Below are 25708 nucleotides of genomic sequence, written 5' to 3'. Positions count from 1 at the left end.
GTTATTATGGACTTAGAAATTTTTAATGATGATAATTTAATTGACCAAAAACGAGAGAATTGGGTCAAGGATATCGTTCAGTTTACATTTAACAAATTGAATTTGAAGGATAATACACAATTATCAATTCATTTTGTGACTAAAGACAAGATCCACGAAATTAATAAGGAATATCGTGATACTGATCGAGCAACTGATGTTATCAGTTTTGCTATCAACGATGGTGAAGATTCATTGGATTATTTGGAAGCGCAGATTCCAGATCTTCCAGTTGATTTAGGCGATCTCTTTATTAGTGTAGAAATTGTCGATGAGCATGCTAAAGAATATGAACATTCATTTGATCGTGAGTTAGGTTATACGATTGTTCATGGTATTTTGCATTTGAATGGCTATGATCATATTAAAAAAGAAGACGAAAAAGTCATGATTGGTTTGCAAGAAAAGATTCTCAGTGCTTATGGTTTAGAAAAATAAATTAATTTAGCATCTATTTAGATATTTGGATACGCAAGATAATAGGTATCTGATCTCTAAGTAGGTGCTATTTTGTTTTAATAACTATATTTTTAACGCTTTTGCTTTGATGAAAGAGCAAGTTCTTGTATTATAATTAGTAATTGAGAAACAATAAAGGAGACTGATCTAGTGGAAATTAATGAGAAGCAACTATTTGAAGTAGCCCAAGAGGCTATGAAGAATGCCTATGCTCCTTACTCGCATTATACTGTTGGAGCCGCAATCGTCTGTGATGACGGTCAGATTTATTCTGGAGTTAATATTGAAAATGCTTCCTACGGTTTGACTAACTGTGCAGAGAGAACAGCTATTTTTAAGGCGGTTTCGGAAGGCCATCAACACGTTTCAAGAATCGTTATTATCAATGGAACGAAGGAACTTTCTAAGCCTTGTGGAGCTTGTCGACAGGTTATGAGCGAGTTTATGGGACCAGAGGATATTGTTTATTTGGCTAATTGCCAAAATGATTTCAAAGAGTTTACTTTTAAAGAAATTTTGCCACTAGCATTCAGTGATAAGGACATGGATTAATTATGGATAATAAAAATTTTAGATCAGGTTTTGTAGCAATTATTGGACGTCCAAATGTTGGTAAATCTACATTTATGAATCGTATCGTCAAAGAACAAATTGCTATTACATCACCTAAAGCACAGACAACTAGAAATAAGATTCAAGGAATTTATACTGACGATGATCGTCAGATCATTTTCTTGGATACACCAGGTATTCACAAACCACATAATGACTTGGATCAATATATGGATAAGGCTTCTATTTCAGCTTTAAAAGAAGTTGATGCAGTTCTCTTTATGACAGAAGCCGGCGAACAAGCAGGCCCTGGTGATAAATTTATCATTGAAGAATTGAAGAAGGTCAAAGCACCAGTCTTTTTAGTACTTAACAAGATTGATTTGATTAACCCCGATGAAATGGCTCCTCAAATTGATGAATATAAAGATTTGATGGATTTTGCAGAAATTATTCCTATTTCAGCAACTAATGGTAATAACATTGAAGATTTATTTGATACTTTGACAAAACATTTACCAGTTGGACCTCAATATTACGATGCTGACCAGATTACAGATCACCCTGAATATTTTATTGTTGGTGAATTAATTCGTGAAAAGATTTTGGAAGATACTCGTGATGAAATTCCTCATTCAGTCGCCGTAGTTGTTGAATCAATGAAACAACGTAGCGAAGCCGGAAAACTTCAAGTAGAAGCTTATATTTACGTTGAACGTGAAAGTCAAAAGCCAATTGTTATTGGTCGTGGCGGAGCAATGTTGAAGAATATCGGTATTGGTTCACGTATTAAAATCGAACATTTACTTGGTGAAAAGATCAACCTTAAACTTTGGGTACGTGTTAAGAAGAATTGGCGTGATGATCCAGCCTTTTTAGCTAGTGCTGGATATTCAGTTAAGGACCTCAATAATTAATGGTTCAAGCTCCAACTAATTTCTTTGGGATTGTCGTTCGTAGACAACGCTATAAGGAAAGGGATGCTTTAGTAACCATTTTGACTAAAGAGTATGGTTTTCGAACTTTTTTGGTTCGAGGTACACAGACTGCAAAGTCAAAGATATCAGGTTCTGTCATTACGTTTTCTTATGGTGAGTATTCTGGAGTAGTGAAAAATGACGGCTTGTCATATTTGAATTCTGCTAGCAATATTAAGCAATTTAATGAAATTATTCAGGATATTGAGTTGAATGCTTATGCAACTTTTTTGTTTGATTTATATCATGAAGCCTTTATTGATGATCCGGTACCTGATGGATGGTATCGCTTGTTGTTTAAGGCTTTGTTGTATATTGAAAATGGCTATGATGCTCAAATTATCGTGAACATAATGCAAATGAAACTACTTAATGCTTTCGGGGTAGCTCCTAATATGGATTCATGTGTCGTAGGTGGTGAAACGGATGGCGTGTTCGATTTTTCAGTTCTTTTGGGAGGATTGATTTGTTCTAAACACTTCGATGAAGATATCCATCGACTACATATTCCTAAACGAATTATTTATTTCTTGAGATTGTTCAGCAAGATTGACTTGGATCAAGTGAGTTCAATCGATATTAAAGAAAATAATAAAGATTTGATTCAACATGCTATTGATGCTATTTATCTTGGTACTGTGGGATATTATCCTAAAAGTAAAACTTTCATTGATAAGATGAAACGTTGGCGTCTGTAATTGACAACTGGCATAAAAATGGTTATATTGATTATTGTTGAAACAGCGACGGAGAATAGTGAAAGCTCCGATAGATTTATGGCGTACAATTTAATTCGAATATAAAAGTGCAGGACTTTGTCCTGAATTAGGGTGGAACCGCGAATACTCGTCCCTTGCAGAAAGTGCCTAAGTGTACACTGCAAGGGATTTTTTTGTGCTTTGCCTGAAGGGAGAAAAAATGGTTAAGAAGTTAAATATACAAAATATGATTCTCACACTTCAAAAATTTTGGGGTGATAAAGGTTGTATGTTGATGCAAGCATACGATACAGAAAAAGGTGCCGGAACAATGAGTCCTTACACATTCTTACGTGCAATCGGACCTGAACCATGGAATGCTGCTTACGTTGAACCTTCAAGACGTCCAGCTGATGGTCGTTACGGTGAAAATCCTAACCGTTTATATCAACATCACCAATTCCAAGTAGTTATGAAACCAGCTCCAGAAAATATTCAAGAATATTATTTGGATTCATTACGTGCATTAGGTATTGAACCTCTAGAACATGATATTCGTTTCGTTGAAGATAACTGGGAAAACCCTTCAATGGGTTGTGCCGGTGTTGGTTGGGAAGTTTGGCTTGACGGTATGGAAGTTTCACAATTTACATATTTCCAACAAGTCGGTGGACTTCAATGTCATCCAACAACTAGTGAAATTACATATGGTGTAGAACGTTTAGCTTCATATATTCAAGATGTTAATTCCGTTTATGATCTTGAGTGGGGCGACGGCGTTTTGTATGGTGATATCTTTAAAGAACCAGAATATGAACATTCAAAGTATTCATTTGAGGAAAGTAATCAAGATATGTTGTTCAAGTTCTTTGATGAGTATGAAAAAGAAGCTAACCGTTTGATGGACTTAGGTTTAGTTCACCCAGCTTACGATTATATTTTGAAGTGTTCACATACATTTAACTTGTTAGATGCTCGTGGTGCTGTATCTGTTACTGAACGTGCCGCATTCTTATCACGTATCAGAAAGATGGCTCATAAAGTTGCTAAGGCCTTCGTTGAAGAAAGAAAGAAACGTGGCTTCCCACTTCTAGCAAACAGTCAAGCAAAGGAGAATGAAAATGACTAAAAATTACTTATTAGAAATTGGTTTGGAAGAAATGCCAGCTCATGTTGTAACTAAGAGTGTGAACCAATTTGCTCAAAAAGCTGAAAAATTCTTGAAAGAAAACCGTATTTCTTTTGATTCAATTGAAAAGTTTTCAACTCCTAGACGTTTAACTATTTTGGTTAAAGGTATTGCTGAAAAACAAAATGATATTGATGTCAAAGCCAAAGGTCCCTCAAAGAAAATTGCTCAAGATGCTGATGGCAATTGGACTAAAGCTGCTCAAGGATTTGCTCGTGGACAAGGGATGACTGCTGACGATATCTTCTTTGAAGATCTAAAAGGCGTTGAATATGCTTATATTCAAAAACATGAAGATGGTAAAAAAGTCGAAGATGTTTTGAACCATATGGATGAAGTTATCAAATCTATCACATTCCCTACAAGAATGCGTTGGGGTTCATATGATTTTGAATACATTAGACCAATTCATTGGTTAGTTTCATTACTTGATAATGAAGAAGTGCCAGTTAAGATCCTTGATATTACTTCAGGACGCATGACACGTGGACACAGATTCTTAGGTGAAGACGTTGAAATTGATGATGCTAAGAACTATGTTGAAAAACTAAAATCACAATTTGTTATCGTTGATGCTAAAGCACGTAAACAAATCATCTCTGATCAAATTGCTAAAATTGCTCAGGATAATAACTGGGACATCGACGTTGATCCTGACTTACTAGAAGAAGTTAATAACTTAGTTGAATTCCCAACTACTTTCTATGGTTCATTTGACAAGAAGTATTTGGAAATCCCTGACGAAGTATTGATTACTTCAATGAAGGATAACCAAAGATATTTCTACGTTCGTGATCAAGCCGGTAAATTAGCTCCATACTTTATTGGTGTTAGAAATGGTAATACAGAACATATTGAAAACGTTATTCGTGGTAATGAAAAAGTTCTTGTTGCTCGTTTGGAAGATGCCGATTTCTTCTTCAAAGAAGATCAAAAGAAGTCGATTGCTGATTACGTTGAAAAACTTAAATCAGTTAACTTCCACGTTAAGATCGGTACAATGTATGAAAAAATGGAACGTGTTCACCAAATTGCTGAACATTTAGCCAAATTATTTAAACTAGATGCTACTGAAACTAAAGACTTACTTCGTGCTAGTGACATTTACAAATTTGATCTTGTAACTAATATGGTTGATGAATTCTCTGAATTACAAGGTGTTATGGGTGAGAAGTATGCTGAGATTATGGGTGAAACTGAAGCCGTAGCACATGCTGTTCGCGAACATTACATGCCTATTTCTGCTGAAGGAGAGTTACCAGCAAGCAAAGTGGGAGCAGCTTTAGCTATTGCTGACAAGATTGACTCATTAGTTACTTTCTACGCAGTTGATTTGATTCCTAGTGGTTCAAATGACCCATATGCTTTACGTCGTCAAGCTTATGGTATCGTTAGAATCCTTGATCATTATCAATGGTCATTAGATTTGAATAATCTTCAAGATTACTTGAAAGCTAATTTAAAAGTTCCTGCAAAACTTGATTTAGCTAAGAATGAAAAAGCTGTTAATGACTTTATGATCGATCGTGTTCGTCAATTATTGAAACAAAAGAAAGTTAGAAACGATATCATCGATGCAGTTGCTGCTGGTTCAAATGTTGATCCAATAGCAATGATCGATGTTGCCGAAGTCCTACAAAATCATATTCAAGATGATGACTTCAAGGTAGTCATGGAAGCCCTCGGTAGAATTGTTAACTTATCTAAGAAAGCTAAATTTGGTTATTCAGATGATTTACAAGTTGATGACTCATTGTTTGAAAATCCTTCTGAATCACAATTGAAAGAACGAGTTGCCAAAGTTAGTGACAATAACGCTGAAGATTTATTCAAACAATTAGCTGCTTTACGTCCTGTAATTGATTCATACTTCGATGAGAATATGATCATGGCTAAAGATGAAAAGGTTAAGAATAATCGTTTAACACAATTGGTTATTGCTAACCATTTAATCGCTAATTTGGGTGATTTGTCTAAGATCGTTACTAAATAATTAGTATTAAAAAAATCACAGTGTTCTCTATGAACATTGTGATTTTTGTCTTTTTGTTAATAGTTTTTAAGATTATTGGTCTGAGTAATCAGGACCAATATAGTTTCCATTTTCATCTGCGTATCCTTTTTCAATACCAGTTTGCAGTTGTTGCTCTCCAAAAGTTTTCATATTGTCAGGTGTACTTTCTAAGGCTTCAATAGTGGACATACCATGTTGTTCTTTGTATAGAGCGGGTGAGACGCCGTATTTGTTAACAAAACCTGTCAAAGTATTTTCGTCATATGAAATACCATTAGCTTGTTGTTGACTACTTTGTGTATTTTGTTGGTTGTTTGTATTTGAAGTTTGTTGAGATTGATCAGATGCAGATGTTTGAGTTTGCTGAGCATTACTGTCTTGCTGTGTATCATTTTGATTTGAGACTTGTTGATTATTATTTGTATCATTAGTTTGATTAGTACTTTGGGAAGTCTTCTTCTTACTAGAAGAGGTCTTCTTTTTTGTAGTGTGTTTCTTTTTAGCAACTGCAGTAGTTTTATCCTTTTTCTCTGTTGAAGAGGTGGCCGATTTATTGTTAGAACATGCTGTTAAGGATAAAACGGCAGCAATTAATAGAGCGGAAGTAATAAAGCGTTTCATTTTGATATCCCCCATATCGTAAATAAAATTTAATTAACATAAATATGATAACAGTCATTTGAATACATGAAAAATTTCATAGACAGATTAATAAATTATTCAAAAAACGTGACATCTATATCAAACCGTGTATAATAAGATATTGACAAGTGACCAGTGGTCCCAGTTTGCACTTTTTGTGGGAGCACTTTTTTATTTCCAAGTCACTGGTGGATGATTCAACATGTTTGTTTTCTCAAAATGAATGTGCTAGATTATGTTTCTACATTTTATAAACGTGGGAGGTGACGGCCATGGCAACGAGAATTCCTCAGGAATTCATTGATGAAGTTACCTCGAAGACTAATATTGTTGATGTTATCAGTAAGTATGTACAATTAAAAAAATCAGGTAAAAATTTGTTTGGACTTTGCCCGTTTCATGAGGAACGAACACCTTCGTTTTCAGTAGCAGAGGACAAGCAAATTTTTCATTGTTTTAGTTGTGGTCGTGGTGGCAATGTTTATAAGTTCATTATGGAAATGGAAAATAAAACTTTTCCGGAAGCCGTAATTGAAGTTGCTCAAATGGGAAATATTCCTGTTCCTGATCAATATGAAGCTAGAAACACACAATATCAAAATTCCGACAGTCAAACATTATTAAAAATGTATTCAGAAGCGGCTAAGCTTTATAGCCATATTCTGACTAAGACTGAGAATGGTACTCCAGCTTTGAAGTACCTTCAGAATCGTGATTTGTCGAATGATTTGATTCAAACCTTTGGAATTGGCTATGCGCCAAATAACAATAATCTGTTATTACAATTCTTTAAGGACCGTCAGATCAGCGAAGATATCTTGAGAAAGTCAGGGTTATTTGCTGAGAACCAAGAAGGAGAATTGTTTGATCGTTTTCGTGATCGAATAATGATCCCCATTACAGATGAATCAGGCAATATCATTGCTTTTTCCGGACGTATTTTAGATAAAAATGCTTCAACGGCTAAATATTTAAATAGTCCTGAAACAGAGATCTTTAACAAGGGTAAGACATTGTTTAATTTGAATAATGCCAAAAAAGAGATTCGTGAATCCGGCAATGTAATATTGTTTGAAGGTTTTATGGATGTTATTAGTGCCTATAAGGCTGGGGTTACCAATGGAGTGGCCTCAATGGGTACTAGTTTAACAGATCAACAGCTTTATGTTTTAAGTCGTTTGACTGATAAAATCAATGTCTGTTATGACGGTGATGATCCTGGAGTTGAAGCTACTTATCGAGCTTTGACACAGTTGACCGATGAACGTTTTAGTTATGGTGTAATCAGTATTCCTGATAAGAAGGATCCGGATGAGTTTATTCGTTCTGAGGGTCCTGAGAAATTTCAAAATTTGGCTAAAAATGGTGTTCAAACGCCGATTGCTTTTATTCTGAATTATTTCAAGCGTAACTATAATTTAAATAACGAACATGATCAATTGGAATTCTTGAATCAATCACTAAGAGAAATCGTTAAGTTACAGTCACCAGTTGAAATCGATATGTATGTTGGTAAGGTTGCCGATGAGATGCACGTTTCAAAAGATGCAATCAATAAAGAATTGGATGCATTACGACGTCAAATTGAAATCCAAAAACCGGCTAATAATTATAAAGATGTTCAACAAAAAGCTTTAGATAAAGTAACCTCGAGTGTTAAGCCGAAGTACAATCGTTTGGAAAAATCAGAACGTTACTTATTGTACTGGGCAATTAATTTTCCAGAGGTCAGAATTAATTTAAAAGGTGATGGATTTAGGTTCGTTCATCAGAATTATCAGCGAATCTTTGAATCGTTGTTATCGTATGTAGAAGATGAAAATATTGATGATGAAATCAATATATCTGATTTTATGAATGTTTTGGACAACGATGATAAAAATTTATTGGCCGATTTAGAAATGATGAATATGCCTGATGATTATAATGATCAAGAGATTGATGATTATATTACCAACATTAAAAATTCTGGTTTGGAATCTCAATTAAATGAGATCAACGAACAACTTAAAAAGGCGGCGATGGTTGGTGATAACAAATTGCAGTTAGAATTAACTCAGCAATTGATCAATGTTAGAAGAATCCTTAGCAATTAAGCGTACTGGAGGAATAATATATATGGCAACTACTAAAAAACCAGCAGTATCAAAAGAATTAAAAGCTGCAACAAAGAAACTTATCAAAGACCTTAAAAAGACTGGTAAGATCACTGAAGATGATTTACAAGAAAAAATCATCAAACCTTACAAGTTAAAAGGCGATGCATTGAACAACTTTATCAGCGAACTTGAAGATGTTGGTATCGGTGTTGTTGATGATAAGGGTAACCCAAGTAAACTTGCACTTCTTAAGGAAAAAAGTGAAGAAAAGAAGAGCAAGAAGAAAAATGATACAACAGCCCCAACTGATATCAAGGTAAACGATCCAGTTCGTATGTACTTGAAGGAAATTGGACGTGTTCCTTTGCTTAATGCTCAACAAGAAGTTGATTTAGCTTTGAAGATTGAACAAGGTGATGAAGAAGCTAAACAAGAATTGGCTGAAGCTAACCTTCGTTTGGTTGTTTCAATTGCTAAGAGGTATGTTGGACGTGGGATGCAATTCTTGGACTTGATTCAAGAAGGTAACATGGGTCTAATGAAGGCCGTTGAAAAATTCGATTACCGTCTAGGATTTAAGTTCTCAACTTATGCAACCTGGTGGATCAGACAGGCTATTACTCGTGCCATTGCTGATCAAGCTAGAACTATCCGTATTCCTGTTCATATGGTTGAAACTATCAATAAATTGATCAGAATTCAACGTCAATTGCTTCAAGATTTAGGTCGTGAACCACTTCCAGAAGAAATTGGTGCCGAAATGGATATGCCTACTGGTAAGGTTCGTGATATCTTGAAGATTGCTCAAGAACCAGTTTCATTGGAAACACCTATTGGCGAAGAGGACGATTCACATCTAGGTGATTTCATTGAAGATTCTGATGCAACTAGTCCTGAAGATCATGCTTCTTATGAATTGTTAAAGGAACAACTAGAGAATGTTCTAGATACTTTAACAGACCGTGAAGAAAATGTTCTACGTCTTCGTTTCGGACTCGATGATGGACGTACAAGAACACTTGAAGAAGTTGGTAAAGTCTTTGGTGTTACTCGTGAACGTATTCGTCAGATTGAAGCCAAGGCTTTGAGAAAGTTACGTCACCCATCAAGATCAAAACAACTTAAAGATTTCCTCGAATAATAAGTAATGAAGACCACCGTTTGGTGGTCTTTTTTTTTCTAAAAAATAATGGCACTAAAAATTCAGCGTATATTGGTATCATGTATGGAATTTGGCTTTGACTTTTTTTGTAATATTTAGAATCTAGAATTATAAATTCGGTTAAAAGAGAATTGGTCCGGAGTAGCAAAGGAAATGGGCTCAGTAGTGAAATTTATCTTAGTGACGAAGTCACTTAGATAAAGGCCGAGACTTGAAACGATTCGTAGAATCGGTTCAAATTCGTGCCCACTACGTTCCAGCCCAATTTTTTTTGTTGCGGAGGACGGCAAACAGATAAAATCCCTATCAAATTTAATCGTTTTGTTGGGATAATCAGTCAAACTTATATATTATATATTGGAGAATTAGAATATACTCGAATTAAAAAAATGTCAAAGTCTATCTCATGGTAAATAAAATTCCTATAAAAGAGACGTTTTTATAAATATGTTTCTGAAAATCGGGAGTTTTCGTTTATATTTTTTCATGATTTGATTTACAATTAATATATCTATTTTTTGGAGGATGTTATGTTAGATAAAAAGATTTACGACGAAATATTTTCACGTTCATTCACTATTCCTATTAAAGTGATTTTTTGGGATGGTAAGGAAAAGAATTACGGACCAGAAGGAAAATCTGATATAACTATTAAGTTTAATGAGAAAGTTCCTATTAAAGAAGTTGTTAAACATGCCACTTTAACACTTGGTGAAGCATATATGGATAAGAAGATTGAGATTGAAGGTTCAATTCAAAAATTGATTACTTCAGCATATACCCAATCTGATAGTTTTATGTCCAGTATCAAATTAAAGAAGTACATTCCTAAGTTCAGTCATTCTGAAGAGGGAAATAAAAAAGAAATTCAAGAACATTACGATATCGGTAATGATTTCTACAAGTTATGGCTTGATGACACTATGACATATTCATGTGCTTATTTCAGAACTCCTGAAGATACACTTGAACAAGCTCAAATGAACAAAGTGCGCCATATCTTAAATAAATTGAACACAAAGCCTGGAGAAACTATTCTTGATATTGGCTGTGGTTGGGGAACAATGATGTTTACAGCTGCTAAAGAATATGGTTTGAAGGCTAAGGGTGTTACTTTAAGTCAGGAACAATATGATTTTGTAAATCAAAAGATTCAAGACGAAAATTTGGGTGACCAGATGGAAGTTATGCTTGAAGATTACCGTGAAGTTAACGAGAAATTCGATCATGTTGTTTCTGTTGGTATGTTCGAACATGTTGGTAAAGAGAACTTACCTGGTTACTTTGAAATGGTTAAGAAGCTTTTGAAGGAAAACGGTAATGCTTTGATTCATGGTATTACAGGTCAACATTATGGTGTCGGTGTCGATGCTTGGTTAGTTAAATATATCTTCCCAGGTGGCTACATTCCCGATGTAAAAGAAAATGTTGGTCACATTTTAGATGCTGGTCTTCAAATTGATGATTTAGAACCACTACGTCGTCATTATCAAAAGACCGTTGAAATTTGGGATCGTAATTTCCATAAGGTTGAAGATAAAGTTGATGAAATGTATGGTGAAAGATTTGTCCGTATGTGGGATTTGTATCTACAAGCCTGTGCTGCATCATTTGAAAGTGGTAACATTGATGTTATCCAATTCTTATTAACAAACGGTCCTAGTGGAACTGCTATGCCAATGACACGTGAATACATGACAGACTTAGACAAAAAGACTGCAGAATAGAGGTTAAAGTGACTTTACTTTCGAAGAGATTACAAGCTGTTTACCAGATGGTTGATAAAGATACAAGAATGGCCGATATCGGTTCGGACCATGCTTATTTGCCAGTAGAACTAATTGAACAAAAGGTGGCTTCATATGCGATTGCAGGTGAGGTTGCTAAAGGACCAATGTCGCGTTCCAAAGAAGATGTCGATAAGTTTGGTTTGAGTAATCAGATCGATGTTCGTTTGGGTGACGGCTTGGCTGTTATTAATGGAACTGACAAGATTGATACTGTAGTAATTGCTGGAATGGGTGGAATTTTGATTCAAAATATTCTGTCTAATGCTACGGCTGAAGAATTATCTAATGTAAAAACTTTGATTTTACAGCCTAATATTGGTGAACCTCTTGTGCGTCACTGGTTAGTTGAGAATGATTTTATGATTGTTGATGAAGATATTGTTTCTGAAGATCATCATGTCTATGAAATTATTAAGGCTAAGAAAGTTGAAAAAACTGTTGCTTTAACTGAACCTGAATTTTTAATGGGACCAGTTTTGATCAAGAAAAAGACACCAACTTTTACCGCTAAATGGCAACATAAGTTACATGGTTATCAAAAGGCGGTTGAAAATATGGGTCATGCCAAAAAGATTGATCAAGCAAAAATTGATGTAATGAACCAATATATTAAATATATTGAGGAGATACTCTAATGGTTAAAGTTCAAGATATTATTAATAGAATAGAAGAATTTGCTCCATTATCAATTAAGATGGAGGGCGATCCAACTGGTTTCCAATTAGGAGATCGTCAACAAGAAGTTCATCGAGTTATGACTACTTTGGATGTTCGTCCTAACGTTGTAGCTGAGGCGATTGACGAGAAGATAGACTTGATTGTAGCTCATCATCCAGTAATGTTTCATGCGGCCCACAATTTAGATTTAGCTTCACCACAAAACAAAATGTATCGTGATTTGTTATCACATAATATTTCTGTTTATGCTAGTCATACTAATTTGGACAAAGCACATAACGGGATGAACGATTGGTTGATGGAAGAACTTGGTTTGCAAAATGTTCGCTTCTTAGATGAGGACGACGATTATTCAATCGGTCGAATGGGCGAATTACCTGAACCAATGGAATTAGTTGACTTTGCCAAGATGGTTCGTGATGCTTATCATGTCAAAAATTTGCGCTATGTTAAGTCAGATTTAGGTCAAAAGGTCAAAAAGGTTGCTATTATCGGTGGAGATGCTGGTAAGTTTTATCCAGAGGTCTTAAAAGCTGGAGCTGATACTTTTATTACAGGTGATGTATATTATCATACAGCCCACGATATGATGGCTAACGGTTTGAATGTAATTGATCCTGGACACCATATTGAAGCAGTCTTTATAAAACAAATGGCCAATATCTTAAATGATTGGAAAAAATCTAATAAATTAGAATTAGATATAGTACAATCTGAAGTAGATACAGAACCATATAATTTCTTGTAGGGAGCGTATAAAAATGGCAATAAAATATGAAAAATTGATTCCTCGTTTCTTGGGATATGTAAAACAAAATACTCGTTCAGATGAGAGCTCAACGACTATTCCTTCAACTGAAAGACAAACAGTTTTTTTGAAGAAATTGGCTGAGGAACTAAACGAAATTGGTATGAAGGATGTTAAGATTCGCAAGGTTGATTCATATTTGACTGCGGAGTTACCTTCAAATCTTGATTATGATGTTCCAGTATTAGGATTAATTTCTCACATTGATACTGCTGATTTTAATTCAGAAAATATCCAACCTCAAATTGTCGAAAATTATGATGGCAAGAGTGTTATTAAATTGGATAAGGCAGGCAAGTACACGCTTGATCCTGCTATTTTCCCTTCACTAAAGAAGTATGCTGGCCAAACTTTGATTACTACAAATGGTGAAACACTTTTGGGTTCAGATGATAAGTCTGGTGTATCTGAAATTATAACAGTGATGGAATACTTGATCAGTCATCCAGAAATTAAACATGGTAAAATCAAAATTGGTTTAGGACCTGATGAAGAAATTGGTACAGGTGCTAAGAATTTTGATGTTAAGGATTTCGGAGCCGACTTTGCTTACACAGTTGATGGTGGTCCAGTCGGACAATTAGAATTTGAAACGTTTAGTGCTGCTAGTCTAAAAGTTCATATTACTGGTAAAGATGTTCATCCATCTGGTGCTAAGGGAATCATGATTAATTCAATGTTGATTGCTAATGAGTTCCAAAGTATGTTGCCAGCTGATGAGGTACCAGAAAAGACTGAAGGTCGCGAAGGTTTCTTCTTGTTAACTGATGAACAAGGAACAATTGATCATACTGATATGTCATATATTATTCGTGACTTTGAACGTGATGGACTTGAAGCTCGTAAGAATAAAGTTACAGAAATTGTTAAAAAGTTAAATGATAAGTACGGTAAGGGCACCGTTGAAATTGATATGGGTGACCAATACTACAATATGTATGAGATTATGAAAGATCATATGGATGTAGTTAAAATTGCTGAACAAGCAATGAAGAATTTGGGCATTGAACCTGATGAAGCACCTGTTCGTGGTGGAACAGATGGATCAACTATTTCCTTCATGGGCTTGCCAACACCTAATTTATTTGCTGGTGGCGAGAATATGCATGGACGTTTTGAATATGTTTCAGAACAAGCTATGGAAAAAGCTGCTGATGTAGTTCTTGAAATCATTAAACTAAATAGTGAAAATAAGAAGTAATTTTTAATTAAGACTCAATCATGTTGATTGGGTCTTTTTTTTGATGTTTATTTAATTTAAATTTAAAAGTTTTACGAAAACATAAAATTCAAAACACCAAAAATACAATTATTTGAAAGTTTTTTTGGTATAATATTAACATCTAATTTCAAGGAGAGTTTATTATGCCATTAGTACATATTGATTTAATTGCAGGACGTTCAGAAGAACAATTGCGTGGAATGGTCAAAGACGTTACCGAAGCTATTGTGAAGAATACAGGAGCACCAGCAGAGCATGTTCATGTTGTTCTAAACGAAATGGCCAAAGAACACTATGCTGTCGGCGGTGTTTTAAAGAGCGATGAAAAATAAGTAATTATAATTTTTAAAACTAGTTTGGTATCCATTTTGATGGTTACTAAACTAGTTTTTTTTTATTATTTGTTGCCGGAAGGATAATCTAAAAAATTTGATAATTGGTCTAGATGTAATCTAATTGTAAAGTCCGGAAGATAGGATTAAGAGTTATTATGGACATTGAATGATAAGGGGGATTTTTTATGAATAGAAGGAAAAATTTGCTCATTCTTAGTGGATTGGTAACACTGCTAAGTATCTTTCTAATGGCAGTCACGGGCATTAGAGTTGAAGCATCTGCAATCAATGACTATATTATTGGTAATAAAATCAAACCGGTTCCGATCACTTATCGAGAGGGTACTTTTAGTGAATGGGACGGTTACGAAAATGGTGTTGGAAAACCTGAGGGTGTCGTAGTCCATGATACAGCTGTAGATGGTGACTCAGCTCCGATTGAAGAACAATCTTTTAATAATAATTGGCCAACGTATCAAGCATATGTCCATGCTTTTGTAGATGATAGTAATATTATTCAAATTCATAATACCGATTATATCGTTTGGGGTGCCGGACCAACGGCTAATTATAAATTTGTACAAGTAGAACTTTGTCATGAAAACAATCAAGATGGATTTGCTAAATCAGTCGCTAATGATGCTTATTATGTTGCATCTAAACTAATTCAGTATAAATTGCCAGATACACCTGGTGTAACAGTTCTATCTCATAATCAAGTATCACAGAAATGGCATGAAACTACTCATATTGATCCAGATGAATATTTTGTTCGTTTCGGTTATAACATGGATCAATTTAATGATTTAGTGGGTTATTACTATAATAATCTCAAATCTTCAGGTGACGTTTATGGAGCTAATGCACCAAGCAATGCGGGAGTTGCAGCGGATAATGTAATTAAAGTCAATAATGTAAATGGGACATATGTTCCACTAGTAGCGTTCCAAAATGACGGTTCCGTAAAAAAAATAACTAATCGTGCCTTAGCAAATAATACTCCTTGGTATACTGATCAAACTAAGCAGTTTAATGGGGTTACATATCGTCGAGTAGCAACGAATGAATGGGTCGATATGGCTTACGTGATTTAGAATCAAAAAAGAACCTTAAATTAAAGGTTCTTTTTTTGTGGACAAATTAATTGCAAATAACATCTTATATTTATTGTTATGTAACCTTGCATACAATTAAAATATATGTTTTACGAAAACATATAACAAAAAAACAAGGACAAAACATTGACCCAGTATAAAGTTTCGTTCAAACTAGATCATAGTTTATTTTTATGTATGAAGGTGACTTATGTTAGAATCTGTTTTTCCAAATAAAGAACTTACTAAAGAGCAACAAACAATCTTTGATCAAATTTTGTTGTTCAGCAAAGAAAACTTAGCTAATAATAAAAAATCAGTTTTTCAACTGAATGGTGATGCTGGTACTGGTAAGAGTGTTATTTTGACTAAGTTGTTCTTGAAAATAGAGCAGCAGTCTAAATCCGAAGGAACCGATAATTACTTTTTAGTCAATCATCCAGAACTATTAAAAGTTTACCAAGAAAACGCCGGCCATTTTACGGAACTACGTAAGAATCGTTTTTTACGGCCAACAACCTTTATTAATCGAATGAATAAGGCTAATAAAAAAGCTGATATTGTTGTAATTGATGAAGCACATTTATTATTAAGTGAAAGTGATAACTACAACAATTTTACTCAACAAAATCAACTTGAGGAAATCATTAAGCTAAGTAAGGTGGTTATTCTTGTTTTTGATGAACGTCAAGTTCTGAAATTAAAAAGCTATTGGTCACAAACGTTGTTAGACAATATTATTAAACGGCAACAAGCAAATTATCAAAGAGCTACACTAACTACTCAAATGCGAATGCAAGCTCCAAAAAAAATCATTCATTGGATTGATGATTTAACTGAGAATCTAAAGGTTGATTCAATTGATCAAAAGAGGTTGGACTATTTAACTTTAAAAGCCGATTACGACTTTCGAATTTATGAGGATGCAGCAAAAATGTATCAAGCTCTAAAAGAGAAAAATTTGCAATTAGGAGAATCTAGAATTGTTGCTACAGCAGATTATCCTTCTACATTGGACGGAAAGAAACATTTCGTAAATGAGGGACAATTTCATTTGCCTTGGGATCAATACAATTATTCCAATACTACCTGGGCTCAAAAGCCAGAAACAATTAATGAAATTGGATCTATTTATACAGTCCAGGGGTTTGATTTACAATATGTGGCAGTTATTATTGGACCTTCAATAGTTTATGATGGTGCAGGGAAGATCAAAGTGAACTTGAACGCTTATGAAGATCGCGAAGCCTTTAAAAATCGGCACGAAGATGATTTAGACAATCTTGATAATAGCAAGAAAAAAATTATTCTAAATTCGATAAATGTCTTATTAAAACGTGGTGTTAAAGGTTGTTTTGTCTATTTCCATGACAGTCGTATTTATGATTATTTAGTTAAAAGTAAAAATATATAGGAGTTCAGTGCGATGATTTTTGCACTGGGCTTTTTTGTATAAAAAAACGATAACCTATTGGAGGTTATCGTTATCAGGGTAAGCTACAAATACTGCATTATTGATGTAATTTAATGTATTCTTTAACAGTTTTTAATTCATCTGCTGTTGGTTCGTAATCACCTGATTTGAGATTGTGAACGCGTTCTACTGAGAGATGACTTTCAAAAGCAAATCGTGTATCTGTCATATCTTTATCTTTTTCGTACTGAATGATCATTTCAGCAATATTTGGTTTATCCATGAAAAATACCTCCAATATGTTATCTAATCTTTATTTTAAAAGACTGTCCATTTATTCAATGGCCAGTAACGCCATTTGACCTCACCAATAACACTCTTCTTATTGATGAAACCGATAATACGACTATCTTTGGAAACGGTTCTGTGATCTCCCATAACAAAGTAAGTACCAGCAGGGACCTTATTAGTCTTCTTGATCTTGTTTAGATAAGAATCACTGTATCGTTGTTGCCATTCAGGTGAATCCTTAGCTAAAGAGCTTAAAGTGAAATTATACGTGAAACTGTAAGGCTTGCCCGCATAAACATTAGTATCAGGTTCTTTAACTTTGTTACCCGCCTTGAGAAAGTCCTCTTTGAATAGTTTACCATTAACGTAAATCTTGTTGTTCTTAGAAACAACTGTATCACCAGGTAAACCGATAACTCTCTTGATATAAAATGATCCAGGTTCATCAGGAGCCTTCAAAACAATGACATCACCACGTGTAATATTTGAATGTCTTGTGGCAATGACTTTATCGCCATTCTCGAAAGTAGGTTGCATCGAAGGTCCAGATACTTTATCGTTTGAAAGAATAAACTTAAAGCCAAGGAAGAAAACTGCATAAATTGCGATGGTTAATGCAATGGTTTGCAACCAAAATTGCCAACCGCTTTCTTCTTCCTTTTGAGGCCGTCGTCTTCTATTATTTTCTGCCATATTTCACCTCGTACATGTACTAACTAAGATATTACACTTTTTCGCAATTATTGGAAATAATTGTATTATTTTCATCATAAAAATTTAATCTAATGTTAAAAAAGCATGGATCCTTATGGCCGTACAAGGATAATTGCTTTATGTTTTGTCTAATCTCTAGTAAGATGATTCACGAAATGAATCATTATATCGGTAAATTATTTCTGGGAGAAAAGTATGAATTATATAGATGGATTGAGACAGGATACAAGCAAATTGCCAAATGGAATGGTTTTTAATGCCCGTATCAAGTTTATGGAACGAATTTGTGAGGCTTTGAATAATAATCAGTTGCCAAAGTATCACTTTCCACAACTTCAATTGAGCGAAAAAGAAATTACATCTTACATGGAACAAAATACTAGTTTGGATGAAATTGAATTTCAAGCTATGTCAGCTCATTTAGAAGAATTCGACCATGATCTCGGTGAATTTCGTACATATTTACAGACACGTTTCGGTTACTGGGCAACGATTACTCAGGATTTTGTAGCAGCTATTAAAAAGAACTTTCCTGAACAAGGTTTCTTAGAATTAATGGCCGGAAATGGATATCTTTCTAAGGGGTTACGTGACTTGGATGTCAAAACTTACTGTACAGACAATTTGAGCTGGTCTCAATATAATCAAACAGGAAAATTAAAGCTTACTGATGTGGAGTCATTAGATGCCTTGTCGGCCTTAGATAAATATGGTTCGCAAGTGGATAATGTTATTTTGGCTTGGAGTCCAGACCGCGAAGATATTGATTATCAAATTTTACAAAGGGTCCGTAAAATGAACGTTAATTTCTTAGTTATTGGTGAAAAAGATGGTGCTACTGATAGTAAAGAGTTTTGGCAAGATGCTAAACTACTATCAGATCCAAGAATTGATGAAATAAATGAAGTCTACTCACGTTATGATTTGGTTCATGATCAACTTTATTTAGTTAAATAAAACAAGGGTAACCACTAACAATATTTTGCTGGTGGTTACTTTTACATTATTATGCAAAAGCTATCTATGTTTTGTCACGTTCACTTGGTCTTTAGTGTAAAATGATATATCAGTAAGACAAATTTATAGGTGAATTTTTATGAAAAAAATAGTTTCGAGTTTAATTATCTTTTTGATTATCCTACTCACTGGAGTGGCGATCTCTAAGAGTGACTCAATCAAGTATAATAATACAATGAATCGTCTAGGTATGAGTGAAGAAGCCGTTGTTTTGCATACAAAGTCCAAAAAGAATTTAGTAACGGCAGTTCAAGATCTAACAGCCAAAAAGAAAGTATCTAGTTATCAGTTGATTTTCTTTGAAAAAAGCAATAGTGATATAGGCTATATATATAGTCATGGGAATATTAACAAATTGCCGATTACTTCAGGTCGTTATTTCTCAGCGGATGATTTTATTTCGCAAATACCTTTTGCCATTCAAGGGAAAAGTTCAGAACTAGAAGCATATAAGCCACAAAGTCAGGCTTACATTAAAGTTGATAATCGCTATATTTCTGTAATTGGAAATGTTGGATTCGATGGGGCAGATATTTTGAATTCGCAAACCTTGGTATCTTTGTCACCCAATCAACCTAAGTCTAAGTATCATCTAAACCAAGTAACAACAGTACTAGATGGTCGAGCTGTCAGCAATAAAGAAAGTTTCAATAAGATCAAAAAAGTTCTGCATGTTAAGTCAACACATAAGTATGTACCGCAGACTGATGATTTTACCAATGCTGAAACAAGCAACAATGGTGAGTTGTATCTCGTTGGAATTGTTTTGTTAGTCTTCTTAATTGTGGCAGTAGATTTCTATATTTTAGTACCACTTAAATATGATCTATCAAGATCACATTTAACTGGAGATTTGAAGAATAATTATCGTAATGGTTTGATGATTCGTTATTTAATTTATACGTTAGTGCCATTTGCTGTTGGATTTGCAGCTGTGAACTGGAAGATAGTTATTATCAGTCATAATACCTTCAATTTGTTCATGACAATTTCGGTTTTAATTACTATACTAATCGGATTGTCGCAAATATTCTTTGTTAAACGGAGTGAATAATTTAATGAAAGTCGATTTAAGTCCAGACTTTAAAGAAAAATATCGTAATTTGATGGGAGATAGAGCGGAAAAACTCTTTGCTGCTATTCAATCGGATAGTCAAGAGGCTTTTCGTTTGAATCCCCTTAAGGCAAATTATCAAAATGTATCTTATTCGTTAGATAAGCCAATTGAATATAGTAACATTGGCTACTATGGTGATATTGATGGAAACTCAATTGATCATCTGTCTGGCTACGTCTATAGTCAAGAACCAAGCGCAATGTATGTTACAGAAATCTTAAATCCTCAAAAAGATGATCGAATTCTGGATCTTTGTGCGGCACCTGGGAGTAAAACAACCTATATAGCTTCAAAAATGGATTCTCAGGGACTTTTAGTAAGTAATGAGATAAACGCTAAACGAGCTAAGGTGTTGTCCTCTAACATCGAAAGAATGGGAATTACTAATACGGTGGTAACCAATAATTCACCCAAGGATTTTGAAAAGAAATTTGAAAATTTCTTCGACAAAATTCTAGTGGATGCACCTTGTTCAGGTGAGGGAATGTTTAGAAAAGATCCTGAATCAGTTAAGTATTGGTCTTTAGATTATGTTGAACAATGTGCTAATCGTCAAAGACATATTTTAGATTCAGCTTATAAGTTGCTAAATAATGGTGGTACTTTTGTTTATTCAACTTGTACATTTTCACCGGAAGAAAACGAGCAAAATATTGCTTGGTTCTTAGATAAATATCCTGATATGCATTTAGCTGAGGTAAAGAAGTATGCCGGTATGGAAGATGGTAAACCTGAGTGGGGTAATGGCAATACTGAATTATCTAAGGCATTACGAATGTTCCCAGATCAATTCAATGGTGAAGGGCACTTCATGTGTAAACTAGTTAAAGATGGCGAACCAGTTGAAATAAAAGAACGTCAGATCAATGATGGTGTAAAAAAGGACGATATTCAATTTGTCCAAAAATTTGCTAAAGTTAATTTAACTAATTTATCAGAAAAAAATTGGCTCAAAATCAGTGATTTTTTGTATCAGGCAGCTAGTTTGGATAGTCGTTTTAAAGGACTACATATTTTGAGAAATGGTTTGAAGCTAGGGGAATTCAAAAAAAATAGATTTGAGCCCGATATCGCTTGGATATTGGCACTCAAACCTGAATTGTTAAAGACTAGTTTTGAATTAGATCAAGATCAGTTTAAGAAATATTTGCATGGTGAATCAGTTATTTTAGCTAATAAACCCGCTTTTGATAATAAGTGGATTGGTTTATCTTATCAAAATAAATTATTTAGCTGGGGAAGATATAGTAATCAGCAAATAAAAAACGTCTATCCCAAGGGATTAAGACGTTAGAGTTTTAAATTACGTTGTTTCATATAATTCATCAAGCTCTCATCAAGAATGATGGGAGCTTTTTTGATGTCTGAAATTGATTTAGCACCAATAGCAGCCATGATCAATTTTAATTGTTTAATAAATCCATCAAAGAAGATTTCTGTTTCGCTTAAGGAATGCTTTTGCAAGTGATGGAGTACTAGCCCTGACATTCCCACAGCACTTGCACCTAAACGTAAAGATTTGATAACGTCCATTGGCGTTCTGATACCGCCAGAGGCAAGGATAGTCATCTTGCCTTGATAAGATCGAGATTCAAGCAAGGATTCCACGGTTGAAAGTGAAAATTGATCCAAATAAGTCAAATCAAACTCATGATTACGAGCACTTTCGATTTGAGCAAAATCAGTGCCTCCAAAACCAGAAATATCAACATATTTAACACCAGCTTCATAGAGCTGGGCCAAATTATTTTGAGAGATACCGAAACCGACCTCTTTTACAATAACTGGAATCTTGACCGTAGCAACAATATCTTTTATGTTATCAATCCAGAAGAATTCTTGATCTCCTTCCGGCATAGCTAACTCTTGCAAGGCATTAAGATGAATTTGCAAAGCATTTGCTTGAACTAGATCAATGGCTTTTTGTGCCTGCTGAGCATTAACTTTGGCAGAAACATTAGCTATGACGAATCCTTCAGGATTATTTTCCCTTAAAGTGGTAAAAGAAGTTTTAGTTTCTTCAGGTAGTCGCAAAAATACTCCCATTGAACCGCTCGAGACAGGAACATTTAATTTATTAGCCAATTGTGCTAATTCAGTATTAAAATGATCCGATTGATGAGAGCCACCAGTAATAGCATTAAAATAAAAAGGCAAAGATATCGAACTGCCTAAAAAGTCAGTTGTCAGATCAATGTCTTTAACTTGTAATTCTGGTAGGGCATCATGAAGTAGGCGAACCTTATCAAAACCAGCAAATGATTCGTCAGTAAAAAATTTTTCAGCTAAGAAAAGATGTTCAACTTTACGTTGAATCTGGGCATCTTGTTTAGGCATGAGCAATCGTTTCTCCAATTTTTAAAGTTAATGGGGTAATACCAACTTGTTGCCACTCTTTTTTTAGTTCAGTCACGTTTAACAGCTTATCACTTAAAACGATGCCACAGTCACCACCACCGGCACCAGAAGTTTTGGCTGAGCCACCAAGTCTTTCAGCAATATCACAAAGCTTAGTTAAGAGTTCTGTTTCAATATGAACATCACTGAAATCAGCTAAATCGGATAACAAATCACGATACTTGCTGAATGTTTCTTTGATTAAAGTGGAATTATTGGTTTTAAAGCCATCAATTAATTTTTCAACATTCTTGCGACTAGCATGGAGAAAGTTTTGATACTTTTCGACTTTTTGGGCTTTAGTCAAAGCAATTCGATCAACTAAAATCGAGGTCGATGCTGGAGAACCAGTCCAACCGACAGTTAACTCTAAATCGTCTGGTAAAACAAGACTTTGAATTTTTAATTGAGGCCAATTTAAAGTTAAGATCTCAGTAATACTATGATTACGGATCATATTAAAAATCCAGTTACGGTCAGGTGAATAATAAGCAACAATACCACCAAAGGCACTTGCTGCGATATCCCCTAGACTACCGTTGCCTTGAACTGATAAGTGGGAGATGGCTGATATCTTATAAATATCCATGGCCGATAACTTCAAGTTGTAGAAATCACCTAGTGTTTTTACAACGGCAACGGTGACAGCTGCTGAAGAACCTAAGCCATACTTTTTACCATCTTTTGAATCCAGTTCACTTGTAACTAAAAGATCGTAATAATTTAATTTTTTATTTTTCTCAAGTGCATATTTTTCAACGAACTTAATGGCAGCAAGAATATATTGTAATTGACTTTCTGAATCATCAAAAATTAATTCTGTTCCTTGACGATTCCAGTGAATCAGTTCCTTATTAAGATTCTTAGACTGAATCGTTCCACCGTTTTGAGCTTTATTGATCGTTACGGTGACGTATTTATTTACTGAAGTAAGGACAGCCGGAAAGCCAGTTTCAACGACTGCATATTCTCCAGCTAAATATAATTTTCCAGGTGCTTTTCCTGTAGACAAAAATATCATACCTTTCAATTTATATCAGATGTATTGGATACCAGAACCTATATTGGCAATGACAGTTGTTACATTTGATAGTTGTTGTTCGATGTATGTTTGAACCTTAGGGAGCGATTCTTTCGTACATATAATTTTAACATTTGGACCGGCATCAATTGTAGCATACGCAAAGATACCTTTTTGACGTAATTCTTTAATTATTTGAATTATTTGTAATGTTTCCGGTTCAAAATATGTAAACGAAGGGTTAGCCGAAAGGGTCAAGGCATGCATACACATTGCATTATGTTCGGAAATTTCACCAATTTTTTGGACATCTTTTTGAGCAATTGCTTGCTTAATTTCTTTTATCTCTGAAGTCACTAGTGTAACCCAATTTTCATAAAAAGGGGAGCTTTTTACGGAATTTTCCATTCCGACGGTTGAAGAAATCTTTTTACTATGTTTGTTTATCACAACCGATAATAACGTTAAATCAATCTCTGGGTTCTCGTCAATGGGCACGGCAAAAGAAGACTCATTATCGGCACCTGCAATCCATTCGACAAAACCACCATAGATAGAGCGACTAGCAGAGCCAGAACCATTACGAGCCAAAATTGATAATTGACGACGATTCAAATTTAATTTTTTTGTTTCATTAATAGAAGCTGCCAAAGCTGCAAATCCTGATGCTGAAGAAGCAAATCCAGCCGAGGTTGGTACATGATTAATTGAATCAATTTGAAAGTGATCATTAAATGAATAAAATTGTCTAACTGTATCTAGATATTTTAAAATACGTTTATTTTGTGTTGTATTTAATAATTGACCATTTAAGTAAACAATATCTTCATCGTTATTAATGATAGTGGCCTTTGTGTCTGTATAGAATCTATCTAAAGTTAAAGATAGGCTGTTTGTAAAAGGCAATTTCAACTGTTTATTTTTTTTGCCCCAATATTTAATTAAGGCAATATTTGTGTAAGCTCGTGCTGTTCTAGTCAAGATCAGAATCCTCCGCATAAATTGATAGTGGTTGAATCCAAGTTTGTTCGGCTCCAGATTTTATTAGGGCCTTTTGAATCATTTGAGCATTTTTAAGGTTATGAGCTAAACAAATAATGCAGCCACCGCGGCCACCGCCAGTGATTTTACTACCAAGAGCTCCAGCATGATTAGCGGCATCAATCAATTTATCGGTCTTAGGAATTGCTAAATTTAGTTTGGTCAAAATTTCATTTGCTAAAGAAAAAACTAGTCCTAATTGCTTTAGGTTGCCCTTAATTAAATAAGAACTTGCTTTAGTAGCATAGTCGCCTAGCTGTTTCAAATAAGCACCAGTTTTAACAGGATTTTGATCGTACATTTTTTTTACATCAGCGACAGTTTCTTTAGTTTTACCCTTAACTCCAGAATCAGCAATTACAATAAAGCCTTCAGAGTTAAAAGTGAAGCTCTTTGGTGATTCATTTTGACCGAATTTAATTGGGTAATCAGAACTGACTGTTAAGGCATCCAAGCCGCTAGCTTTTCCATGAGTAACTGTTTCTGATTTGTTAACGTAATCTAGGAGTGTTGCATGGTTCAATGATTTGTTGAAGAAATCAAAAAAAGCTCTAGTTAATGCTGCGGCAATGGCTGCTGAAGAGCCCATTCCACGTTCGATCGGTAGACCACTGTCAATACTGATCGTATATTGGATTTGTTGATGATTTAATTCTTCATTTAATAGATTGATCAAATATTTTACTCCGGATAACGAATCGGGGATTTGATCGATTTTTCCAGCATAGTACTTGGAAATCAAAGAACTTGTCTGACTTTGTTTTATTTTAACGATCACGGGTGTACTAAGTAGTGGGATAGCAAACGCAGGATAGCCATAAACTACCGCATGTTCTCCCATAATAATTGTTTTTCCGTGACTTTTACCTATTCCTTTAAGCACATGCTCACCTCAGTTTCTCTAAGTCTTTATTTTATACATCTATTGAGATGATTTC

25 protein-coding genes are annotated in these 25708 nt (G+C 34.5%); 18 read left to right on the top strand and 7 right to left on the bottom strand.

Going from position 1 to position 25708, the window contains the following annotated elements; translation table 11 throughout:
* Positions 1–6 precede the first annotated feature (6 nt).
* The 6 genes from ybeY to glyS all read left to right on the top strand — a co-directional run bounded on the left by ybeY (position 7) and on the right by glyS (position 5907).
* Positions 7–477: an rRNA maturation RNase YbeY gene (ybeY, locus tag LAB100_RS01665; RefSeq protein WP_119326251.1), complete on the top strand. Its 471-nt coding sequence runs from the start codon at positions 7–9 to the stop codon at positions 475–477.
* A 171-nt stretch (positions 478–648) separates the two neighbouring features.
* Complete coding sequence (locus LAB100_RS01660) at positions 649–1050, top strand: cytidine deaminase (RefSeq protein ID WP_119326252.1); 402 nt, start codon at positions 649–651, stop codon at positions 1048–1050.
* 2 nt (positions 1051–1052) lie between these two features.
* Positions 1053–1967 (top strand): GTPase Era, encoded by a 915-nt coding sequence (gene era / locus LAB100_RS01655; RefSeq protein ID WP_119326253.1) that lies wholly within the window; start codon positions 1053–1055, stop codon positions 1965–1967.
* Positions 1967–2725 carry a DNA repair protein RecO gene (recO, locus tag LAB100_RS01650; RefSeq protein ID WP_119326254.1) on the top strand — a complete coding sequence of 253 codons (759 nt, stop codon included), beginning with the start codon at positions 1967–1969 and terminating at the stop codon, positions 2723–2725. The genes era and recO overlap by 1 nt, the downstream gene beginning before the upstream one ends.
* 220 nt (positions 2726–2945) lie before the next feature.
* On the top strand, positions 2946–3854 hold the full coding sequence (gene glyQ / locus LAB100_RS01645; protein ID WP_119326255.1) for a glycine--tRNA ligase subunit alpha: 909 nt from the start codon (positions 2946–2948) through the stop codon (positions 3852–3854).
* Positions 3847–5907, top strand: coding sequence for a glycine--tRNA ligase subunit beta (glyS, locus tag LAB100_RS01640; protein ID WP_119326256.1), 2061 nt, complete (start codon positions 3847–3849; stop codon positions 5905–5907). Before glyQ ends, glyS begins: the two co-directional genes overlap by 8 nt.
* Before the next feature lie 72 nt (positions 5908–5979).
* Here glyS and LAB100_RS01635 read toward each other — a convergent pair whose 3' ends face one another.
* Entirely contained in the window at positions 5980–6549 is a 570-nt protein-coding gene (locus LAB100_RS01635) for a hypothetical protein (protein ID WP_119326257.1), read from the bottom strand.
* Between the two features lie 293 nt (positions 6550–6842).
* Between LAB100_RS01635 and dnaG the strand changes: the two genes are divergently transcribed.
* From dnaG to LAB100_RS01590, 9 genes are all read left to right on the top strand, one after another.
* A complete protein-coding gene (gene dnaG, locus LAB100_RS01630) occupies positions 6843–8666 on the top strand; it encodes a DNA primase (protein WP_119326258.1) in 1824 nt (607 codons plus the stop codon).
* Positions 8667–8688: 22 nt separating this feature from the next.
* On the top strand, positions 8689–9810 hold the full coding sequence (gene rpoD / locus LAB100_RS01625) for an RNA polymerase sigma factor RpoD (protein ID WP_119326259.1): 1122 nt from the start codon (positions 8689–8691) through the stop codon (positions 9808–9810).
* Positions 9811–10361: 551 nt separating this feature from the next.
* On the top strand, positions 10362–11558 hold the full coding sequence (locus LAB100_RS01620) for an SAM-dependent methyltransferase (protein ID WP_119326260.1): 1197 nt from the start codon (positions 10362–10364) through the stop codon (positions 11556–11558).
* Positions 11559–11566: 8 nt separating this feature from the next.
* Positions 11567–12256: a tRNA (adenine(22)-N(1))-methyltransferase gene (locus LAB100_RS01615; protein ID WP_119326261.1), complete on the top strand. Its 690-nt coding sequence runs from the start codon at positions 11567–11569 to the stop codon at positions 12254–12256.
* Entirely contained in the window at positions 12256–13047 is a 792-nt protein-coding gene (locus tag LAB100_RS01610; protein ID WP_119326262.1) for a Nif3-like dinuclear metal center hexameric protein, read from the top strand. The genes LAB100_RS01615 and LAB100_RS01610 overlap by 1 nt, the downstream gene beginning before the upstream one ends.
* 13 nt (positions 13048–13060) lie before the next feature.
* Positions 13061–14308 (top strand): peptidase T, encoded by a 1248-nt coding sequence (pepT, locus tag LAB100_RS01605; RefSeq protein WP_119326263.1) that lies wholly within the window; start codon positions 13061–13063, stop codon positions 14306–14308.
* Positions 14309–14472: 164 nt separating this feature from the next.
* Positions 14473–14661, top strand: a complete 189-nt coding sequence (gene thmT, locus LAB100_RS01600) for a 2-hydroxymuconate tautomerase (protein ID WP_119326264.1) — start codon at positions 14473–14475, stop codon at positions 14659–14661.
* Between the two features lie 188 nt (positions 14662–14849).
* Positions 14850–15758, top strand: a complete 909-nt coding sequence (locus tag LAB100_RS01595; RefSeq protein ID WP_119326265.1) for a peptidoglycan recognition protein family protein — start codon at positions 14850–14852, stop codon at positions 15756–15758.
* A gap of 211 nt (positions 15759–15969) precedes the next feature.
* Positions 15970–17172, top strand: coding sequence for a DUF2075 domain-containing protein (locus LAB100_RS01590; RefSeq protein ID WP_119326266.1), 1203 nt, complete (start codon positions 15970–15972; stop codon positions 17170–17172).
* 97 nt (positions 17173–17269) lie between these two features.
* On the opposite strand, the gene LAB100_RS01585 is transcribed toward LAB100_RS01590, so the two are convergent.
* Together LAB100_RS01585 and lepB are read right to left on the bottom strand one after the other, a co-directional pair.
* Positions 17270–17455, bottom strand: coding sequence for an LBP_cg2779 family protein (locus LAB100_RS01585; RefSeq protein ID WP_119326267.1), 186 nt, complete (start codon positions 17453–17455; stop codon positions 17270–17272).
* 35 nt (positions 17456–17490) lie between these two features.
* The gene (gene lepB / locus LAB100_RS01580) at positions 17491–18156 is read right to left on the bottom strand and encodes a signal peptidase I (RefSeq protein WP_119326268.1); all 666 of its coding nucleotides are present in this window, start codon (positions 18154–18156) and stop codon (positions 17491–17493) included.
* A 216-nt stretch (positions 18157–18372) separates the two neighbouring features.
* Between lepB and LAB100_RS01575 the strand changes: the two genes are divergently transcribed.
* The 3 genes from LAB100_RS01575 to LAB100_RS01565 all read left to right on the top strand — a co-directional run bounded on the left by LAB100_RS01575 (position 18373) and on the right by LAB100_RS01565 (position 21605).
* On the top strand, positions 18373–19134 hold the full coding sequence (locus LAB100_RS01575) for a hypothetical protein (protein ID WP_119326269.1): 762 nt from the start codon (positions 18373–18375) through the stop codon (positions 19132–19134).
* Positions 19135–19273: 139 nt separating this feature from the next.
* The gene (locus LAB100_RS01570) at positions 19274–20248 is read left to right on the top strand and encodes a hypothetical protein (RefSeq protein WP_119326270.1); all 975 of its coding nucleotides are present in this window, start codon (positions 19274–19276) and stop codon (positions 20246–20248) included.
* A 4-nt stretch (positions 20249–20252) separates the two neighbouring features.
* On the top strand, positions 20253–21605 hold the full coding sequence (locus LAB100_RS01565) for an RsmF rRNA methyltransferase first C-terminal domain-containing protein (RefSeq protein ID WP_119326271.1): 1353 nt from the start codon (positions 20253–20255) through the stop codon (positions 21603–21605).
* Here the strand turns inward: LAB100_RS01565 and fni are convergent.
* From fni to mvk, 4 genes are read right to left on the bottom strand one after another with little or no spacing between them, the layout of a single operon-like run.
* The gene (gene fni / locus LAB100_RS01560) at positions 21602–22648 is read right to left on the bottom strand and encodes a type 2 isopentenyl-diphosphate Delta-isomerase (RefSeq protein WP_119326272.1); all 1047 of its coding nucleotides are present in this window, start codon (positions 22646–22648) and stop codon (positions 21602–21604) included. The two genes, LAB100_RS01565 and fni, sit on opposite strands and share 4 nt — an antisense overlap.
* Positions 22641–23720: a phosphomevalonate kinase gene (locus tag LAB100_RS01555; protein ID WP_162894189.1), complete on the bottom strand. Its 1080-nt coding sequence runs from the start codon at positions 23718–23720 to the stop codon at positions 22641–22643. Before LAB100_RS01555 ends, fni begins: the two co-directional genes overlap by 8 nt.
* A 24-nt stretch (positions 23721–23744) precedes the next feature.
* Entirely contained in the window at positions 23745–24710 is a 966-nt protein-coding gene (gene mvaD, locus LAB100_RS01550; protein WP_119326274.1) for a diphosphomevalonate decarboxylase, read from the bottom strand.
* Positions 24703–25653 (bottom strand): mevalonate kinase, encoded by a 951-nt coding sequence (gene mvk, locus LAB100_RS01545; protein WP_119326275.1) that lies wholly within the window; start codon positions 25651–25653, stop codon positions 24703–24705. The genes mvaD and mvk overlap by 8 nt, the downstream gene beginning before the upstream one ends.
* Positions 25654–25708 lie beyond the last annotated feature (55 nt).

It is taken from the genome of Companilactobacillus musae (genome assembly GCF_003967595.1).
GTDB classification, from domain to species: Bacteria; Bacillota; Bacilli; order Lactobacillales; family Lactobacillaceae; genus Companilactobacillus; species Companilactobacillus musae.
Note: the sequence above shows the minus strand (reverse complement) of the source record. Positions and strands in the feature narration are given on the sequence as shown.

Coding starts and splice junctions, on each gene's coding strand:
- ybeY (WP_119326251.1), top strand. CDS start 7: ATGGACTTAGAAATTTTTAATGATGATAATTTAATTGACCAAAAACGA.
- era (WP_119326253.1), top strand. CDS start 1,053: ATGGATAATAAAAATTTTAGATCAGGTTTTGTAGCAATTATTGGACGT.
- recO (WP_119326254.1), top strand. CDS start 1,967: ATGGTTCAAGCTCCAACTAATTTCTTTGGGATTGTCGTTCGTAGACAA.
- glyQ (WP_119326255.1), top strand. CDS start 2,946: ATGGTTAAGAAGTTAAATATACAAAATATGATTCTCACACTTCAAAAA.
- glyS (WP_119326256.1), top strand. CDS start 3,847: ATGACTAAAAATTACTTATTAGAAATTGGTTTGGAAGAAATGCCAGCT.
- LAB100_RS01635 (WP_119326257.1), bottom strand. CDS start 6,549: ATGAAACGCTTTATTACTTCCGCTCTATTAATTGCTGCCGTTTTATCC.
- dnaG (WP_119326258.1), top strand. CDS start 6,843: ATGGCAACGAGAATTCCTCAGGAATTCATTGATGAAGTTACCTCGAAG.
- rpoD (WP_119326259.1), top strand. CDS start 8,689: ATGGCAACTACTAAAAAACCAGCAGTATCAAAAGAATTAAAAGCTGCA.
- LAB100_RS01620 (WP_119326260.1), top strand. CDS start 10,362: ATGTTAGATAAAAAGATTTACGACGAAATATTTTCACGTTCATTCACT.
- LAB100_RS01610 (WP_119326262.1), top strand. CDS start 12,256: ATGGTTAAAGTTCAAGATATTATTAATAGAATAGAAGAATTTGCTCCA.
- pepT (WP_119326263.1), top strand. CDS start 13,061: ATGGCAATAAAATATGAAAAATTGATTCCTCGTTTCTTGGGATATGTA.
- thmT (WP_119326264.1), top strand. CDS start 14,473: ATGCCATTAGTACATATTGATTTAATTGCAGGACGTTCAGAAGAACAA.
- LAB100_RS01595 (WP_119326265.1), top strand. CDS start 14,850: ATGAATAGAAGGAAAAATTTGCTCATTCTTAGTGGATTGGTAACACTG.
- LAB100_RS01590 (WP_119326266.1), top strand. CDS start 15,970: ATGTTAGAATCTGTTTTTCCAAATAAAGAACTTACTAAAGAGCAACAA.
- LAB100_RS01585 (WP_119326267.1), bottom strand. CDS start 17,455: ATGGATAAACCAAATATTGCTGAAATGATCATTCAGTACGAAAAAGAT.
- lepB (WP_119326268.1), bottom strand. CDS start 18,156: ATGGCAGAAAATAATAGAAGACGACGGCCTCAAAAGGAAGAAGAAAGC.
- LAB100_RS01575 (WP_119326269.1), top strand. CDS start 18,373: ATGAATTATATAGATGGATTGAGACAGGATACAAGCAAATTGCCAAAT.
- LAB100_RS01570 (WP_119326270.1), top strand. CDS start 19,274: ATGAAAAAAATAGTTTCGAGTTTAATTATCTTTTTGATTATCCTACTC.
- LAB100_RS01565 (WP_119326271.1), top strand. CDS start 20,253: ATGAAAGTCGATTTAAGTCCAGACTTTAAAGAAAAATATCGTAATTTG.
- fni (WP_119326272.1), bottom strand. CDS start 22,648: ATGCCTAAACAAGATGCCCAGATTCAACGTAAAGTTGAACATCTTTTC.